We start from the raw sequence: 15,549 nt of genomic DNA, 5'->3' as shown, positions 1-15,549 counted from the left end.
GTGGATAACGGTTCAAAAAAACAAGAAATGTTTTCAAAAATGCAGGAAAAAAAATCTGAGGTAAAAATTGTGAGAAAAATAGTTGCTATTATAGCAATTGTTTTTGTTCTAGTATTAGGGATTGTTGGTTTTATGGGCTATAACTATGTGAAGAGTGCACTAAAGCCGATGGATCCTGATGCAACAAAAACAATTGCCGTTGAAGTACCAATTGGTTCAAGTTTAGGGTCTATTTCGGCTTTATTAGAAGATAAGAAAATTATTAAAGATGCACGCGTTTTTAAGTATTATGCCAAGTTTAAAAATGAATCACAATTCCAAGCTGGAAATTATGATTTAACACAAGCTATGACATTGGACGAGCTGATCGAGAGTTTAAAAACTGGGAAAGTTTATCGTACGCCAGTCTTCGCAATGACAATACCAGAAGGCTTAACACTTGAACAAATAGGTAAAATTATTGAGAAGAAAACGCCGTATACGCAAAAAGAATTTATGGAACTTGTGACAAGTGAGACGTTTGTGCAGCAAATGATGGCCAACTATCCTGAACTTGTGACAGAGGCTGTTTTAGCAGATAATATTCGCTATGATTTAGAGGGCTATTTATTCCCAGCAACGTATTCATACTTTGAAGAAAAACCTTCCTTAGAGTCTATAGTAGAAGAAATGATAGCCGCTATGAATAATGTTGTGAAAAATTACAGTGATGTTTTAACTGAAAAACAAATGTCAGTGCATCAGCTTTTAACATTTGCCTCATTATTGGAGGAAGAAGCGACAGCGCAAACAGATCGTGAAACAATAGCAAGTGTATTCTTTAATCGTATCGATGAAGGCATGCCATTGCAAACAGACCCAACTGTTTTATATGCACTTGGATCTCATAAAGACCGTGTACTATACGAAGATTTAGAAGTAGAAAATGCTTATAACACATACAAAAACAAAGGCTTACCACCTGGACCAATTGCGGGTGCTGGAAAAACATCGATTGAAGCGTCGTTAAATCCTAGCAAAACGGATTATTTCTATTTCTTAGCTGATAAAGAAGGGGTCAACCACTTCTCGAAAACTTATGATGAGCATTTACAAAAGGTAGAAAAATATTTACGCCAAGCTGAATAGTTGCATGTAAATAGAAAAAAGCATATGCAATAGCATGAATAGAAGGAAAGAAAAATAGCTTTCCTTCTATTTTCATGCTATTATAAGTTGTGATTTTAACATTATTCAGCAAAATACTACCTTTATAGGTTGATGCAAGTGCAGGTTTCGACTTGCCGTAAGCAGGCATAGGAAATGACTGTAGAATAAAGTTAATGCCTCCGTGATTGTCACAGCTGTTTTTTACGCGAAAATGAAGCGTCAATAAAGACTCTGCAAGTATTGGATTGTGTTCACACAATTCATCATCTGGACGCAATTACACCTAGTGTAATTGATTCAATATATACGTGGTGGCAATTGTTTCGAGCATATTCGAAAAAACAATTGCTCATTTTTGTATGGCAAAGTACCAAGACATCACGTTTGGTCTTTTTCTTTTTGTAGTAAATGATGATGAAATATGGGTATCGTCAATGGGGCTTCTCTCGTTGCTTGTAATTTATCAGCAGGTCTTTTTTATGTGACGAAAATATGTTTTAAGTGAGCGATAGCTACAGAATCCTCTACTACGGGGATAAGTGCCAAAAAATATTTTAGGCTCAATTGAGATTCAAACTCAACTGAGTCAAGTGAAAGCGCCCAGCGAATGTCAAAATTGAGGAAAGGTCTAAAGCTAAAAATGCCAATTTCTATGGTTATCCTAGGTTATTGACATCGACTCTACCTTCTTGCATTGCTACATGCAATGTGAATTTGGACGTATTGTTATCTATGTGAAAACAGTGTGCTAGCAATGGGTCAATGGCAATTCTGCGGTGGTGTGATTAATTGAGGTGTAAATAAAACAATGGAATTATCGGATGCATATATACAATCATTTATTCAACCACGTAATGATTTGCTTTTAGAAATGGAAGCGTATGCGAAGGACCATCATGTACCAATTATGCAACTTGCAGGCATAGATGCATTGAATCAGTTACTGCGTATTCAAAATCCATCTAACATTTTAGAAATTGGTACGGCCATCGGTTATTCGGCACTACGTATGGCACAAGCTTTGCCAAATGTGCAAATCGTTACGATTGAGCGTGATGTAGACCGGGTTAAGAAAGCAAAGGATTATATAGCACGATCCACGGATTCAAATCGTATTACTGTTATTGAGGGGGACGCCTTAGAAGTGGATGATGAGGCGATTCATACGGCATTCGATGCAGTTTTTATTGATGCAGCAAAAGGACAATATCAACGTTTTTTTGAAAAATATGCGCCGCTTGTGAAATCAGGTGGAGTGTTATATATCGATAATATGTATATGCATGGCTTGTCAGATTTGGACTTAAAGGACGTGCCGCGTCGCAAGCGCACTATGATTCGAAATTTAAAAAACTTCACTGATTGGATTATGCATCATCCTGATTATACAAGTGCATTTTTACCAGTCGGTGATGGCTTATTATTATGTTTGAAGAGGTGACTACTATGAAAAAACCTGAATTGCTTGTAACACCACAGACGGTGGACCATGTAAAAGCATTATTAGAAACTGGAGCAGATGCTTTTGTCATTGGTGAACAACAATTTGGCCTTCGTCTAGCTGGAGAATTTTCTGTCAGCGAAGTAGAAGAAGCAACAAAGCTTATTCATGCAGCAGGTAAGAAAGTATATGTGGCAGTGAATGCGCTTTTCCATAATGAAAAACTAGAAGCGCTTGGCAACTATTTAGAAGAGATGCAGCGAATTGGCGTTGACCGTTTAATTTACGGTGACCCTGCTGTTATCATCGTACGTCGTGAGCAAGGTGTCACAATTCCACTGCACTGGAATCCAGAAACAACCGCGACAAACTGGTTTACGGCTAATTACTGGGGAAAACGTGGTGCCACTCGAGCGGTTCTAGCTCGTGAACTTTCGTTAGATGAAGTGTTAGAAATCAAAGAAAATGTCGAGATGGAAATAGAAGTACAGGTGCATGGTATGACATGTATGTTCCAATCGAAGCGTCCTTTATTAGGCCATTATTTCTTATATCAAGAAAAAGTTATGGAGATTGAAAATCGTAAGGAAAATCGGAATATGTTCCTTCATGATGATGAACGTAACAATAAGTATCCGATTTATGAGGATGCAAATGGTACACATATTTTCAGTCCAAATGATATGTGCATGATCGATGAGCTCGGAGAATTATTCGAGGCTGGTATTGATGCATTAAAAATTGAAGGTGTACTGCAAACACCGGAATACGTTGTAACGGTAACACAAGCTTATCGTCAAGCAATTGACACATATTTTGACGAATCAGAAGATGCTTATGAAGACATTAAAGATGATTTACTAGCAAAAATTGAAGACATTCAGCCAGCAATCAGACCTCTCGATACTGGGTTTATCTTCAAAGAAACAGTGTACTAGGAGGTGGCAAGAACATGGCATTAGCATTAGAACAAAATGACAAAATCCGTGGAATCGTGGATGGTAAGCGTGTCATTACAAAGAAACCTGAACTACTTGCCCCCGCAGGTAGCTTAGAAAAATTAAAAGTGGCCGTTCATTACGGTGCAGATGCTGTATTTATTGGTGGTCGTGAATTCGGTCTTCGTTCAAGCGCAGATAACTTCTCTATTGAGGAAATGCGTGAGGGTGTAGAATTCGCCAACAAATATGGCGCAAAAATCTATGTGACAACGAATATTTTTGCCCACAATGAAAATATGGATGGCTTAGAGCAGTATTTAAAGGATATTGAATCTGCGGGTGTAACGGGCATTATCGTAGCGGACCCGTTAATTATTGAAACATGCCGTACTGTTGCACCTAAGCTTGAAATTCATCTTTCTACACAACAATCTCTATCTAACTGGAAGGCAGTACAGTATTGGAAAGAAGAGGGCTTACACCGTGTAGTATTAGCACGTGAAGTAGGCGGCGAAGAAATGAAGCTAATGAAGGAAAAAGTCGATATTGAAATCGAAGCGTTTGTTCATGGTGCAATGTGTATCGCTTATTCTGGCCGATGTGTACTATCTAATCATATGACTGCACGTGACTCTAACCGTGGAGGATGCTGTCAATCTTGTCGTTGGGATTATGATTTATATGAGGTAGAAGACGGTGCGGAAAAAGCATTATTCGATGATAATCATGCGCCGTTTGCTATGAGCCCAAAAGATTTAAAATTAATTGAAGCAATTCCTCATATGATTGAGCTTGGTATTGATTCGTTAAAGGTAGAAGGCCGCATGAAATCAATACATTATGTGGCAACCGTAGTTTCTGTTTATCGTAAAGTAATTGATGCTTATTGTGCTGATCCAGATAACTTCATCATTAAACGTGAATGGCTTGAAGAGCTAGATAAATGTGCAAATCGTGACACAGCGGAAGCATTCTTCCATGATGCGCCTGGCCACGAAGAGCAAATGTTTGGCGTTCATGGCCGTAAAACGACCTATGAATTTGCAGGGTTAATTTTAGACCATGATCCAGCATCAAACATTGTGACAATGCAACAGCGTAACTATTTTAAACCTGGAGACGAAGTAGAATTCTTTGGGCCAGAAATTGAAAACTTCCGCTTAACAATGGGTGAAATTTGGGATGAGGATGGTAATAGCCTAGATGCGGCACGTCATCCATTACAAATTGTTAAATTTAAATGCGATACGCCTTTAAAACCGCATAATATGATGCGAAAGGAGAATAATTAATGGCAACAAAGCGTCCAGTCGTCATCGGAATCGCTGGTGGCTCATGCTCGGGTAAAACGAGTGTGACACGTGCTATTTATGATGTTTTCCGTGAGCATTCCGTAGTGGTAATCGAGCAAGATTATTACTACAAAGATCAAAGTCATTTAACGTTTGAGGAGCGTTTAGAGACAAACTATGACCATCCACTTGCGTTTGATAATGATTTGCTAATTGAGCATATTAACAAGCTATTAAAGCGTCAGCCTATTGAAAAACCTGTATATGACTATGTACAACATACAAGGGCGCAGGAAGTAATTCAGGTAGCCCCAGTCGATGTTATTATATTAGAAGGTATTTTAGTACTAGAAGATGCAGATTTACGTGATTTAATGGATATTAAATTATTTGTAGATACAGATTCTGATTTACGTATTATCCGTCGTATACTACGTGATATTAAAGAGCGAGGACGTACAACGGATTCTGTAATCGATCAGTACCTATCTGCAGTTCGTCCGATGCATAATTTATTTATTGAACCAACAAAACGTTATGCTGATATTATTATTCCTGAAGGTGGGGATAATGAGGTGGCAATCGATTTGATGGTAACGAAAATTAAAACTATTCTTGAAACTGACCACGTATTGTAATAAGATAGAGTGGTATTGACAATATTTACATGCTTATCGATGCATATACTTGTAAAGCATGCATACTATTAGGTCAAAGAGCATTTTGAAATGGATTAAAAATAATAAAATTCGATTAAATGCATCATTGCATGCATTTGGTCGAGTTTTATGTTTTTATATTGAAGAATTAGGGAGTGAAGAACTGTGTCAAATGAAAAACAGTACCCAATGACAGCAGAGGGTAAGAAAAAATTAGAAGAAGAATTAGTGAAATTAGAAACAGAAACACGTAAGGAAATCGTAGAACGTATAAAAATTGCACGTGACTTCGGGGATCTTTCTGAAAATGCGGAGTATGATTCTGCTAAAGAAGAACAAGCCTTTTTAGAAGGACGTATCTCTACTTTAAAATCTATGATTCGTAACGCGGTAATTATCGCAGAAGATGAAACAGATAACAGTGTAGTTTCACTTGGGAAAACGGTTACATTTGTAGAGATTATTGATGGAAAACCATCAACAGATAAAGAATCATACACAATTGTTGGTTCAGCAGAAGCGGATCCAATGGAATTCCGTATCTCAAATGAATCACCGATTGCTAAAGGTTTGCTAGGACGAGCAGAAGGTGAAGAGGTAGCTGTTCAAACACCTGGTGGCGAGATGAAAGTGAAAATTATTTCGATTAAATAATTGTTGTGTACAAGCAGTTAGCTTTTCTTTCTTAAGAAGGGCTAGCTGTTTTTATTTTGCAAGTGGTCAGGAACTTGTTAAAATATTGGCTAGAGAGGGGGAGATTTCGTGAGTGAACGACAAACACGAAGCAGTCGTCATCTACAGCCATCTCACAATAAAAAGTTCGATAAACTTTTAAATGTATTAATTGGCGTTGTGCTTATACTAATTGTTATAACAGCAATATATGTGATTAAATGGCAAGACGACTCAGAAGAAACAGCAAAAGAGGACCCAGGTCAGGAGCAAAAGAACGAGGAGGCGACGAAAGAGCCTTCAAAAGAGGACAACGAAGACGGCAAAGTAGATGAGGAAGATGTCAACGTAGACGAGGAAGTATCTAAAGAGGAACTGCCTACAGAGGAATCACAACAGCCTGAGCAGGATACAGCTGTTGAAACAACATCCGATAATCCAATTGTTGACCGTGTGGTGACAGATAAGAACTGGCAACCTACACCTACAACCCAGACAGGTGAGCATGTGTCGTCCTATAATGATAAATCTGTAGACTGGGCAGAAAAAGTAGCAACCATTACAGCTGCAACAGGCATTGCCGAAAACAATATGATTATTTGGCGTTTAAAAAATAATGGTAGCGCTGATACAGCCATTGCTACGGTATCCACTAATGACAAGGCAGAAATGTATCGAGTGAGCATGGAGTGGGTTAATAATGAAGGCTGGCTGCCTGTAAAGCTTGAGCAACTGAATACATTGGAAGGTGCCTATTGACGAAAGTAACTCTATTGATTATTTTTAATAGAGTTGAATATAGAAGGGAAGTAACATACACATGAAAATCGCTGTAATCGGTGCAATGGAAGAAGAAGTAGAACTATTACGTGCATCTTTAGCAAATGCTAAGAGCACAACAATTGCGGGTAGTGAATATACAACTGGAACGTATGAAGGCAATGAAGTTATTTTATTGAAGAGCGGTATTGGTAAAGTCAATGCAGCCATGTCAACAACAATTTTATTACATGAATTTCAACCAGATGTAGTGATAAATACAGGCTCTGCTGGAGGCTATGACGAGGCATTAGAAGTGGGTGCAGTTGTTATTTCAGATGAAGTGCGTCATCATGACGTGGATGTGACGATTTTTGGTTATGAGATGGGTCAGATGGCTGGTATGCCGGCAGCATATAAATCAGATGCAAAGCTTATGAAAGTCGCTGAAGAGGCTGTGAAGGCAGTAGGCGAACATCAATATGATATTGGATTAATTTGTTCAGGTGATGCCTTTATGAATGATCCTGTGCGTGTCGAAGCTGTACGTGCTCATTTCCCCCAAATGAAAGCAGTCGAAATGGAAGCAGCAGCTGTTGCACAAGTATGTTACCAATTTGGAACACCTTTTGTTGTTATTCGTGCTCTATCTGATATTGCAGGAAAAGAATCAAATATTAGCTTTGATGAATTTTTACCGGTGGCAGCAAAACATTCGACACAAGTAGTGTTAAAAGCGATTTCCTCGCTATAATCTACACAAAATGGTCAAAATGAGTGCCTGAAAAGTGAGAAAAATCACAGTTTTATAGTGCATACTAATGCTACACTGTCATTAATAAAATTAAACTTTAATCATGGAACTTTCGATGTTCAGGACATGCTATACAAGCATTGATACACTATAGTAGTTCATCATCCACGATTTTAGTTGGCCATCAGGAGCGGGTCCAACATACGGTACCACACAATGCGGTGAACTGTATGTGTGTTCCTATTAGCCCTCATAAATGCGCACCTACTCACCTTGAAGATAGGTGTCAGAGCACCCTTTAATATGGGGTAAATTCTCTTTACATTCGGATGGGAGGCATGAATGATGTTATTTTTGACAGCAGGTGTAGTCATTCTTACGACGTTAATCGGTTCACTTATATCAGCTGAACTTTCTGAAGCTACTCATTAATAGTATGTAAAGCTCCTTTGAGGCTGCTAAAGCCGCAAAGGAGTTTTTTCTTATCAGAGGAGATAACAAGCTACTTAGACTAATAATTTTATACGCGATCATGAATTATTATGACTTGTGTTGAATTTTTGTCTTTAACAAATTACAATAAACTACTCAATAGACTTTTGATCCCGTTTATAAAATTGATAGAGTTTAATGAGTGCTCGCTTTTCAATGCGAGATACATAGCTTCGAGAAATGTTCAAGCGCGCAGCAATTTCTTTTTGCGTGAGTGCATCCTGATGATTTAAGCCATAACGGAGTGTCACAATTTCAAGCTCACGTTCATCGAGCATGTGTAAATAGTGATATAGCTGTGCAACGTGTTCCTTATGTTCGAGCTTTTCTGTCGCACTTTCTTCATCACATTGTAGAAGGTCACGAATTTGCAAAGCATTGCCATCTTTGTCTGTACCAATTGGTTCAAACAAGGATACATCCTTTTGAACTTTCTTTTGGGTACGCAGATGCATTAAAATTTCATTTTCGATACAGCGTGCTGCGTACGTAGCTAACCGTGTTTTTTTGTCAGGGGTATAGCTTTCAACGGCCTTCATAAGACCAATCGTACCGATGGAAATATAGTCATCAAGCTGCTCATGTTTTGGATGGAATTTCTTTACGACATGTGCGACGAGCCTCATATTGCGTTCGATTAAATCTAGACGTGCTTGCTCATCACCACCTAAAAATCGTTCAATACAAGCAGCTTCCTCTTCCTTTGAAAAGGGTTTATGGAATGTTTGCCCTTTTAAGTAACCTAATAATGCTGGGATCTCAAACCATAATTGAAGCATAGAAGTAAAAATTCCGCTCATTGAATGATTTCATCCTTTCCCCATTTTTCGACAGTATATGTTAAGAAACGGCGTTCAATGAAAAAAAGTGCAACAGCAAGTTTGCTGTTACACTTTTTTTAGCGTAAATGTACTAATCATTAATAACGCTAGTATTGGAAAAAGGAAAAGATAAAACGCAGGGTGGAACGTATTTGATGCAAAATACGTTAATGTTAATAACGTACCTGCAGCTGTAATCGGTAACCCTGTGAAAAAGCCGTTAGCTTCACTAATATTGAAGCGAGCTAATCGCATTGCACCGCAGACGATGTAAAGAACGGTCATCATCATACCGACAAAACCAAAGTCGACTAGGACAACTTCATACATTAATAATGCAGGTGCTACACCAAATGATATAATATCACTCATAGAATCTAATTGCTTACCTAACTCAGATTCTTGTCCGAGCGCGCGCGCTACTTTTCCATCGTAGCGATCAAGAAGGGCTGCAATAAAGATAAACAGGACACTATAGCTATAATATTCATGTAAAGTGGCCATAATGGCCGCGCCACCAAAGGACATATTACTAATTGTAATGAAGTTTGCTGCGTGCGATTTCATTTTCTTAACCGTGGTATCCACCAACTTGTGATAAAAAAACAAGGGGGATCACTCCTTTGCACTTAAGATATTGTACCATTATACTTCGGATGCGAAAAAATTGACAGTCTAATTTAATCGATAGGAGTTTTGCTTTATGAAAGAGAAACTGTATCAACGTTTGATAGAATTAACGAATGGCAAGCAATCTTCCCATCTTTTGCAAACTATTGCAAAAGCAAAGTGGAGTAAACGTATTATTCCAAGCTATATGAAAATATACGATATTAACCTTGAAGAAGTTTCAAAAAAACCACAACAATTTTCAAGTTTACATGACTTTTTTACACGAGAGCTTTTAGAAGAAGCACGACCAATCGAACAAAGTCCAACAGTCTATGCAAGTCCTGTTGATGCGAAAGTGGAATCGTTCGGCCGAATTGAATGGGATATGACTTTTCTTGTGAAAGGCAAGCCCTATTCTTTGCAAGACTTACTAGGGAATGCAGAGCGTGCTGCGCGCTATGCAGATGGACATTACATCGTATTTTATTTAAGCCCAGCGGATTATCACCGGATACATAGCCCAATTGATGGCCATGTACTACGACAATATACACTCGGTCAAACGTCCTACCCAGTTAATCAACTGGGTCTCACATATGGTAAAAAACCGATTTCACATAATTATCGTCAAGTGACGGAGCTGAAAACAGTGAATGACCAACAAGTCGCATTCATCAAAGTTGGTGCTACCTTTGTAAACTCCATTGTGTTGACAAATACAACAGCTCATTGGCGTAAGGGCGAGGAAGTCGGCTATTTTTCATTCGGTTCAACAGTAGTTATGCTTTTTGAAAAAGATGCTATTGCATTTACTGATAATGTAGTGCAAGGTAGCCCAATTCGAATGGGTGAAGCCTTTGCAAATATGCTATAATGGTCGAATAATACGTTTAGATTAGGGGTCGCTATTTTGTATAATTTTTTATTACCAGATGAATTTGTGACGAGTATTTTTGAAATCACACCAGAAAAGCTTCAAGAACTAGGTATTAAAGGCATTATTACGGATTTAGATAACACGCTTGTAGAATGGGATCGTGCAGACGCAACTGAAGAGCTAATTATTTGGCTACGTATTATGAAAGAGTCGGGCATTCGTGTTATCATCGCGTCGAATAACAATGAGGCACGTGTAAAACATTTTGCTGAACCACTTGGGATTCCGTATATCCATAAAGCGAAAAAGCCATTCCGTAATGCATTTTATAGTGCCATTATTCAACTAGGGTTACGTCCAAATGAAGTAGTAATGGTTGGAGATCAGCTACTAACAGACGTAATGGGGGCTAATCGATTGGGCTTGCATACGGTTTTAGTAAAACCGGTTGCACAATCTGATGGGCTCGTTACAAAATTTAATCGTTTCATTGAACGCCGAGTGTTCAATGATTTAAAACGAAAAGGAATACTTACTTGGGAGGAAAAAGAATGAACGAAATGCCAAATTGTATTGGCTGTGGTACGACAATTCAAACAGAAGATAAAACAGCAGTTGGGTATGCACCCCCTTCATCATTAGAAAAAGACGTGGTCATATGCCAACGTTGCTTCCGTTTGAAAAATTACAATGAAATTCAACCGGTGTCATTAACAGATGACGACTTTTTACGTATTTTAAATGGTCTAGGAACACAGCAAGGCTTAATCGTAAAAATAGTTGATATTTTTGACTTCAATGGGAGCTGGTTGCCAGGTCTACACCGCTTCGTTGGCAAAAATCCAGTGTTACTAGTAGCAAACAAAGCCGATTTACTACCTAAATCTGTGAAGCCTAAGAAAGTCATTAATTGGTTAAAAAGAGAAGCGAAGGCACTCGGTTTACAACCAATTGATGTACTTTTAGTCAGTGCACATAAGGGTAAAGGCATGGCTGAAGCAATGGAGGCTATCGACGAATACCGTAATGGGCAAAACGTTTATGTTGTAGGTTGTACAAATGTTGGGAAATCAACGTTCATTAACCGCATCATAAAACAAGCAACTGGTGAAGGGGAAGTGATTACAACGTCTCATTTCCCAGGAACGACATTAGATATGATTGAAATTCCACTCGATGATGGTAGTGCATTATATGATACACCGGGGATTATTAATCACCATCAGATGGCACACCATATTGACGCAAGTGAATTGAAATATATTATGCCCAAAAAAGAAATTAAGCCTAAAGTATATCAGCAAAATGCTGGTCAAACTTTATTTGTTGGGGCACTTGCACGCTTTGACTTTATCCAAGGTGAGCGTTCAGCATTTACGGTACATGTGGCTAATGATTTGCCAATTCACAGAACAAAGCTTGACAAGGCGGATGCATTGTATGCTGAGCATAAAGGCGAATTACTTGCACCCCCAACGGCAAACTTTATCGACCAATTGCCAGAATTGGTACGTCACGAATTTTCCATAAAAGAAGCAAAAACTGATGTGGTGTTTTCTGGTCTCGGTTGGATTACGATACAGCATGCAAATGTTGTCGTTGCCGCTCATGCACCAAAAGGTGTACAAGTATCGATTCGTCCGTCACTCATTTAATTATTAGAAGAGAAGAGGCACTAGAAAATGAAGAAATGGTTTGCAGTTATTGGTGATCCAATCGAGCATTCGAAATCACCAGCAATGCACAATGCTTGGTTTGAGGAGATGGCAATCGATGCAACGTACATACCAGTGCATGTGCCATCAGAAAATTTAGAGGCGGCTGTTAGTGGTTTTAAAACATTAGGTGCAAGTGGCTGGAATGTCACAATCCCACATAAAACAGCGATCATTCCTTATTTAGATGAGCTAGATCAGTTAGCAGAGAAAATGGGAGCAGTAAATACAGTTGTACGGACAAATGAAGGCAAATTAAAAGGCTATAATACAGACGGTGTTGGATTTGTTCGCTCACTTGAAGAAGCGATTGGCACATCGCAGAAAGAAAAGCCTGTGCTTCTTATTGGAGCTGGTGGAGCGGCACGTGGCATCGCTTTTGCAATGCATCAGCAAGGCTATACAAATTTAACGATTGCTAATCGTACTGTGGCGAATGCACAAACTATCGTCGATGAAATGGGTACTGGTCGTGCCATTTCGTTAGCACAGGCAGAGGAAACATTGGCTGACTTCAGCATTTTAGTGCAAATGACGTCAGCTGGGCTTGCTACGGGTAATTTTTCAATGCCATTTTCACTAGATCGACTTGCAAAAGGCGCAATTGTTGCGGATATTGTGTATAATCCATTAATGACGCCTTTTTTACAAGCGGCTGAGGAAAAAGGGGCAACTGTCGTTGCAGGTCTTGGAATGTTCGTGCATCAAGGAGCAATTGCTTTCAATTACTGGCTTGGCGAATACCCAAATACAAATTCAATGATTGCGCAATTGAAGGCGCAATTAGGAGGACAATAATTTTTATGTTAACAGGTAAACAAAAGCGTTTTTTACGTGCGGAAGCACATCATTTAACTCCAATTTTCCAAGTAGGAAAAGGCGGCGTTAATGACGAAATGACAAAGCAAATTCGAGAAGCATTAGAAGTACGTGAGCTTATTAAGGTACGTATTTTAGATAACTGTGAAGAGGACAAGCATGATGTGGCACAGGCTCTTGCGAAAGGGGCACATGCAGAGCTTGTTCAATTAATAGGTCTAACAGTTGTTTTATATAAAGAATCACGCACGAACAAAAAGATTGTATTACCAAAAGCAGCGAAATAGGTGAGACAATGAAGAAAGTCGGTTTACTCGGAGGGACGTTTAATCCACCACATATCGGACATTTAATGATGGCGAATGAAGTATTTCATGCGTTGGCATTAGATGAAGTCCGTTTTATGCCGAATGCATTACCACCGCATAAACAAGCTCGACATGATGCAAGTGATGCTCATCGCCTTGAAATGGTAAAGCGTGCAATAAGTCCATATCCGCAATTTCGTGTAGAGTCGTATGAGGTAGTCAAAGGTGGCGTATCCTATTCGTATGACACACTTGCTGCATTATGTGCGAGAGAGCCGGATGTAAAGTTTTACTTTATCATTGGTGGAGATATGATTGATTCGCTTCATACGTGGTACTGTATTGACGAATTAGTAGAGCTTGTGCAATTTGTAGGTGTGAAACGTCCAAGTACGGAGGCACGAACCGAGTACCCTGTATTAATGGTGGAAGTGCCACAAATCGACTTATCGTCAACCTTGATTCGTGAACGCCTTGCTACTGGTGGAACGGTAACATTTTTACTGCCTGAAGCGGTAGAGACTTTCATACGAGAGGAAGGTCTATATGGAACGTGAAGAGTATTTAGCGGCGATTAAGCCACGAATGCCTGAAAAACGCTATATTCATACGATAGGTGTGATGGAAACAGCGATTGCGTTAGCGAAGGTCTATGGCGAGAACGAGAAAAATGCTGAAATAGCGGCCATACTGCATGATATTGCAAAGTACGCAGACATAGCTTGGATGGAGAAAATTGTTCGAGACGAAAAACTGGATCACCGTCTGATTGGATGGGGTAGTGAATTACTACATGGACCAGTTGGAGCGTATATTGCAGAACATGAATTTGGCATTGTTGAGGAAGATATATTAAATGCAATACGTTTTCACACAACAGGGCGCGTGGGCATGAGCCGTTTAGAAAAAATACTTTTTGTTGCAGATATGATTGAACCTAATCGAAAATTTAATGGTGTAGAACGTCTGCGCAAGAAGGCACAAAAGAATTTGGATAAGGCTGTGAGTGCTTGTGTACGTCATACATTGGCGTTTTTAATTGATACAAAGCAACCGATTTATCCATTATCAATAGATTGTTATAACGATTTGATGAAAAGAGAGGACAGTGAAGGATGACTTCAACTTTATTACAGGCAGCTTACAAAGCAATTGACGACAAACATGGTGAGGATATTGTCGTGTTAAATATGCAAGGTATTTCACTATTAGCAGATTACTTCATTATTGCTCATGGTAACTCAGACCGCCAAGTGCAAGCTATTGCACGTGAATTACAAGATGTGGCAGTAAAAGAGGGTCATGAGATTCGTCGTGTGGAAGGTTTTGATGGCGCACGTTGGATTCTTGTAGACCTAGGTGATGTAGTGGCACACGTATTCCACAAGGATGAGCGTGCTTATTATAACTTAGAGCGTCTATGGGGCGATGCACCTCAGTTAGACATTGCTGAGGCGTAAGTGAGTAGCTATGAGCGTTTTGCTCAGGTGTATGATGAGCTGCAAATTGACATTCCTTATAGTAGCTATGTGGATTGGGTGATGCGGCATGCACCGAGCAAACAATTCTCGAATCTTTTAGATATTGGCTGCGGTACAGGTGTGCTTGGTCTAATGCTTGCAAATGCTGGTTACAAGGTAAGTGGAGTCGATTTATCTGAGGAGATGCTCGCCATTGCGGCGGAGCGTTTCGCAGATGTAGGCTTGCATGTACCACTATACTGTATGTCGATGCATGAATTAGACGGTTTTGTGAATTTTGATGTTATCTCTATTGCAATTGATTCACTCAATTATGTTGTTGAGGAAGCGGATGTTTATGCAACATTAAAACATATTTACGAGGCTTTACGAGATGGTGGACAGCTATTCTTTGATGTCCATTCATTATTTAAAATGGATGACATCTTTTTAGATGGACCTTTTACGTATGATGATGGTGATATTAGTTATGTATGGCATACTGAACCTGGTGACTTTGACCATTCAGTTGTCCATCAAATGACGTTTTATGTGCGTGATGCGGCAAGTGATTTGTACGAACGCTTCGATGAGGAGCATGTACAACGCACATTCCCGATTGAACAGTATATAATATGGCTTCGTACTATTGGTTTTACGGATGTTGAGGTAACGGCTGATTTTACAGACGAAGCACCTGAATACGAAAGCGAACGCATTTTTATACGTGCGGTGAAATAATGGACAGCCCTGTTGAAGTTCTAAACTTTATAGGGCT

The 15,549-nt window shown here is 39.2% G+C and carries 19 protein-coding genes; 17 read left to right on the top strand and 2 right to left on the bottom strand.

Annotated elements, in window-relative coordinates:
- The 8 genes from mltG (at position 1) to mtnN (ending at position 7,667) form a co-directional block, all read left to right on the top strand.
- Positions 1 to 1,128 (top strand): endolytic transglycosylase MltG, encoded by a 1,128-nt coding sequence (gene mltG / locus C9J31_RS16120; RefSeq protein ID WP_107951104.1) that lies wholly within the window; start codon positions 1 to 3, stop codon positions 1,126 to 1,128.
- Positions 1,129 to 1,957: 829 nt separating this feature from the next.
- Positions 1,958 to 2,590: an O-methyltransferase gene (locus C9J31_RS16115; RefSeq protein ID WP_107924777.1), complete on the top strand. Its 633-nt coding sequence runs from the start codon at positions 1,958 to 1,960 to the stop codon at positions 2,588 to 2,590.
- 5 nt (positions 2,591 to 2,595) lie between these two features.
- A complete protein-coding gene (locus tag C9J31_RS16110; RefSeq protein ID WP_107951105.1) occupies positions 2,596 to 3,528 on the top strand; it encodes a peptidase U32 family protein in 933 nt (310 codons plus the stop codon).
- Between the two features lie 14 nt (positions 3,529 to 3,542).
- Positions 3,543 to 4,823 (top strand): peptidase U32 family protein, encoded by a 1,281-nt coding sequence (locus tag C9J31_RS16105; protein WP_107951106.1) that lies wholly within the window; start codon positions 3,543 to 3,545, stop codon positions 4,821 to 4,823.
- A complete protein-coding gene (udk, locus tag C9J31_RS16100; protein ID WP_107924775.1) occupies positions 4,823 to 5,461 on the top strand; it encodes a uridine kinase in 639 nt (212 codons plus the stop codon). The genes C9J31_RS16105 and udk overlap by 1 nt, the downstream gene beginning before the upstream one ends.
- 186 nt (positions 5,462 to 5,647) lie before the next feature.
- Positions 5,648 to 6,136, top strand: coding sequence for a transcription elongation factor GreA (gene greA / locus C9J31_RS16095; protein WP_107924774.1), 489 nt, complete (start codon positions 5,648 to 5,650; stop codon positions 6,134 to 6,136).
- A gap of 108 nt (positions 6,137 to 6,244) precedes the next feature.
- Complete coding sequence (locus C9J31_RS16090; protein WP_054767773.1) at positions 6,245 to 6,913, top strand: YrrS family protein; 669 nt, start codon at positions 6,245 to 6,247, stop codon at positions 6,911 to 6,913.
- Between the two features lie 61 nt (positions 6,914 to 6,974).
- Positions 6,975 to 7,667, top strand: coding sequence for a 5'-methylthioadenosine/S-adenosylhomocysteine nucleosidase (mtnN, locus tag C9J31_RS16085; RefSeq protein WP_107951107.1), 693 nt, complete (start codon positions 6,975 to 6,977; stop codon positions 7,665 to 7,667).
- Between the two features lie 584 nt (positions 7,668 to 8,251).
- Here mtnN and sigK read toward each other — a convergent pair.
- Together sigK and pssA are read right to left on the bottom strand one after the other, a co-directional pair.
- Positions 8,252 to 8,959, bottom strand: coding sequence for an RNA polymerase sporulation sigma factor SigK (gene sigK, locus C9J31_RS16075; protein WP_107924773.1), 708 nt, complete (start codon positions 8,957 to 8,959; stop codon positions 8,252 to 8,254).
- A gap of 87 nt (positions 8,960 to 9,046) precedes the next feature.
- Positions 9,047 to 9,547, bottom strand: coding sequence for a CDP-diacylglycerol--serine O-phosphatidyltransferase (gene pssA / locus C9J31_RS16070; RefSeq protein WP_107924831.1), 501 nt, complete (start codon positions 9,545 to 9,547; stop codon positions 9,047 to 9,049).
- 136 nt (positions 9,548 to 9,683) lie between these two features.
- On the opposite strand from pssA, the gene C9J31_RS16065 reads away from it, so the two are divergent.
- From C9J31_RS16065 to C9J31_RS16025, 9 genes are read left to right on the top strand one after another with little or no spacing between them, the layout of a single operon-like run.
- Entirely contained in the window at positions 9,684 to 10,466 is a 783-nt protein-coding gene (locus C9J31_RS16065; protein WP_107924772.1) for a phosphatidylserine decarboxylase, read from the top strand.
- Between the two features lie 36 nt (positions 10,467 to 10,502).
- The gene (locus C9J31_RS16060; protein WP_107951108.1) at positions 10,503 to 11,024 is read left to right on the top strand and encodes a YqeG family HAD IIIA-type phosphatase; all 522 of its coding nucleotides are present in this window, start codon (positions 10,503 to 10,505) and stop codon (positions 11,022 to 11,024) included.
- The gene (yqeH, locus tag C9J31_RS16055) at positions 11,021 to 12,124 is read left to right on the top strand and encodes a ribosome biogenesis GTPase YqeH (RefSeq protein WP_107951109.1); all 1,104 of its coding nucleotides are present in this window, start codon (positions 11,021 to 11,023) and stop codon (positions 12,122 to 12,124) included. The genes C9J31_RS16060 and yqeH overlap by 4 nt, the downstream gene beginning before the upstream one ends.
- Positions 12,125 to 12,151: 27 nt before the next feature.
- Entirely contained in the window at positions 12,152 to 12,982 is an 831-nt protein-coding gene (gene aroE, locus C9J31_RS16050) for a shikimate dehydrogenase (protein ID WP_107924769.1), read from the top strand.
- Positions 12,983 to 12,987: 5 nt separating this feature from the next.
- Entirely contained in the window at positions 12,988 to 13,290 is a 303-nt protein-coding gene (gene yhbY, locus C9J31_RS16045; RefSeq protein WP_107924768.1) for a ribosome assembly RNA-binding protein YhbY, read from the top strand.
- Between the two features lie 8 nt (positions 13,291 to 13,298).
- Positions 13,299 to 13,868 (top strand): nicotinate-nucleotide adenylyltransferase, encoded by a 570-nt coding sequence (locus tag C9J31_RS16040; protein ID WP_054767770.1) that lies wholly within the window; start codon positions 13,299 to 13,301, stop codon positions 13,866 to 13,868.
- Positions 13,858 to 14,430 carry a bis(5'-nucleosyl)-tetraphosphatase (symmetrical) YqeK gene (gene yqeK, locus C9J31_RS16035; protein ID WP_107951110.1) on the top strand — a complete coding sequence of 191 codons (573 nt, stop codon included), beginning with the start codon at positions 13,858 to 13,860 and terminating at the stop codon, positions 14,428 to 14,430. Before C9J31_RS16040 ends, yqeK begins: the two co-directional genes overlap by 11 nt.
- Positions 14,427 to 14,771 (top strand): ribosome silencing factor, encoded by a 345-nt coding sequence (rsfS, locus tag C9J31_RS16030; protein ID WP_010859952.1) that lies wholly within the window; start codon positions 14,427 to 14,429, stop codon positions 14,769 to 14,771. Before yqeK ends, rsfS begins: the two co-directional genes overlap by 4 nt.
- Positions 14,772 to 15,512 carry a class I SAM-dependent DNA methyltransferase gene (locus tag C9J31_RS16025; protein ID WP_054767769.1) on the top strand — a complete coding sequence of 247 codons (741 nt, stop codon included), beginning with the start codon at positions 14,772 to 14,774 and terminating at the stop codon, positions 15,510 to 15,512.
- Positions 15,513 to 15,549: the final 37 nt, after the last annotated feature.

Origin of the sequence: Lysinibacillus parviboronicapiens (assembly GCF_003049605.2) — a bacterium.
Classification (GTDB): Bacteria; Bacillota; Bacilli; order Bacillales_A; family Planococcaceae; genus Lysinibacillus; species Lysinibacillus parviboronicapiens.
This window is presented reverse-complemented; position numbering and strand designations above follow the sequence as displayed.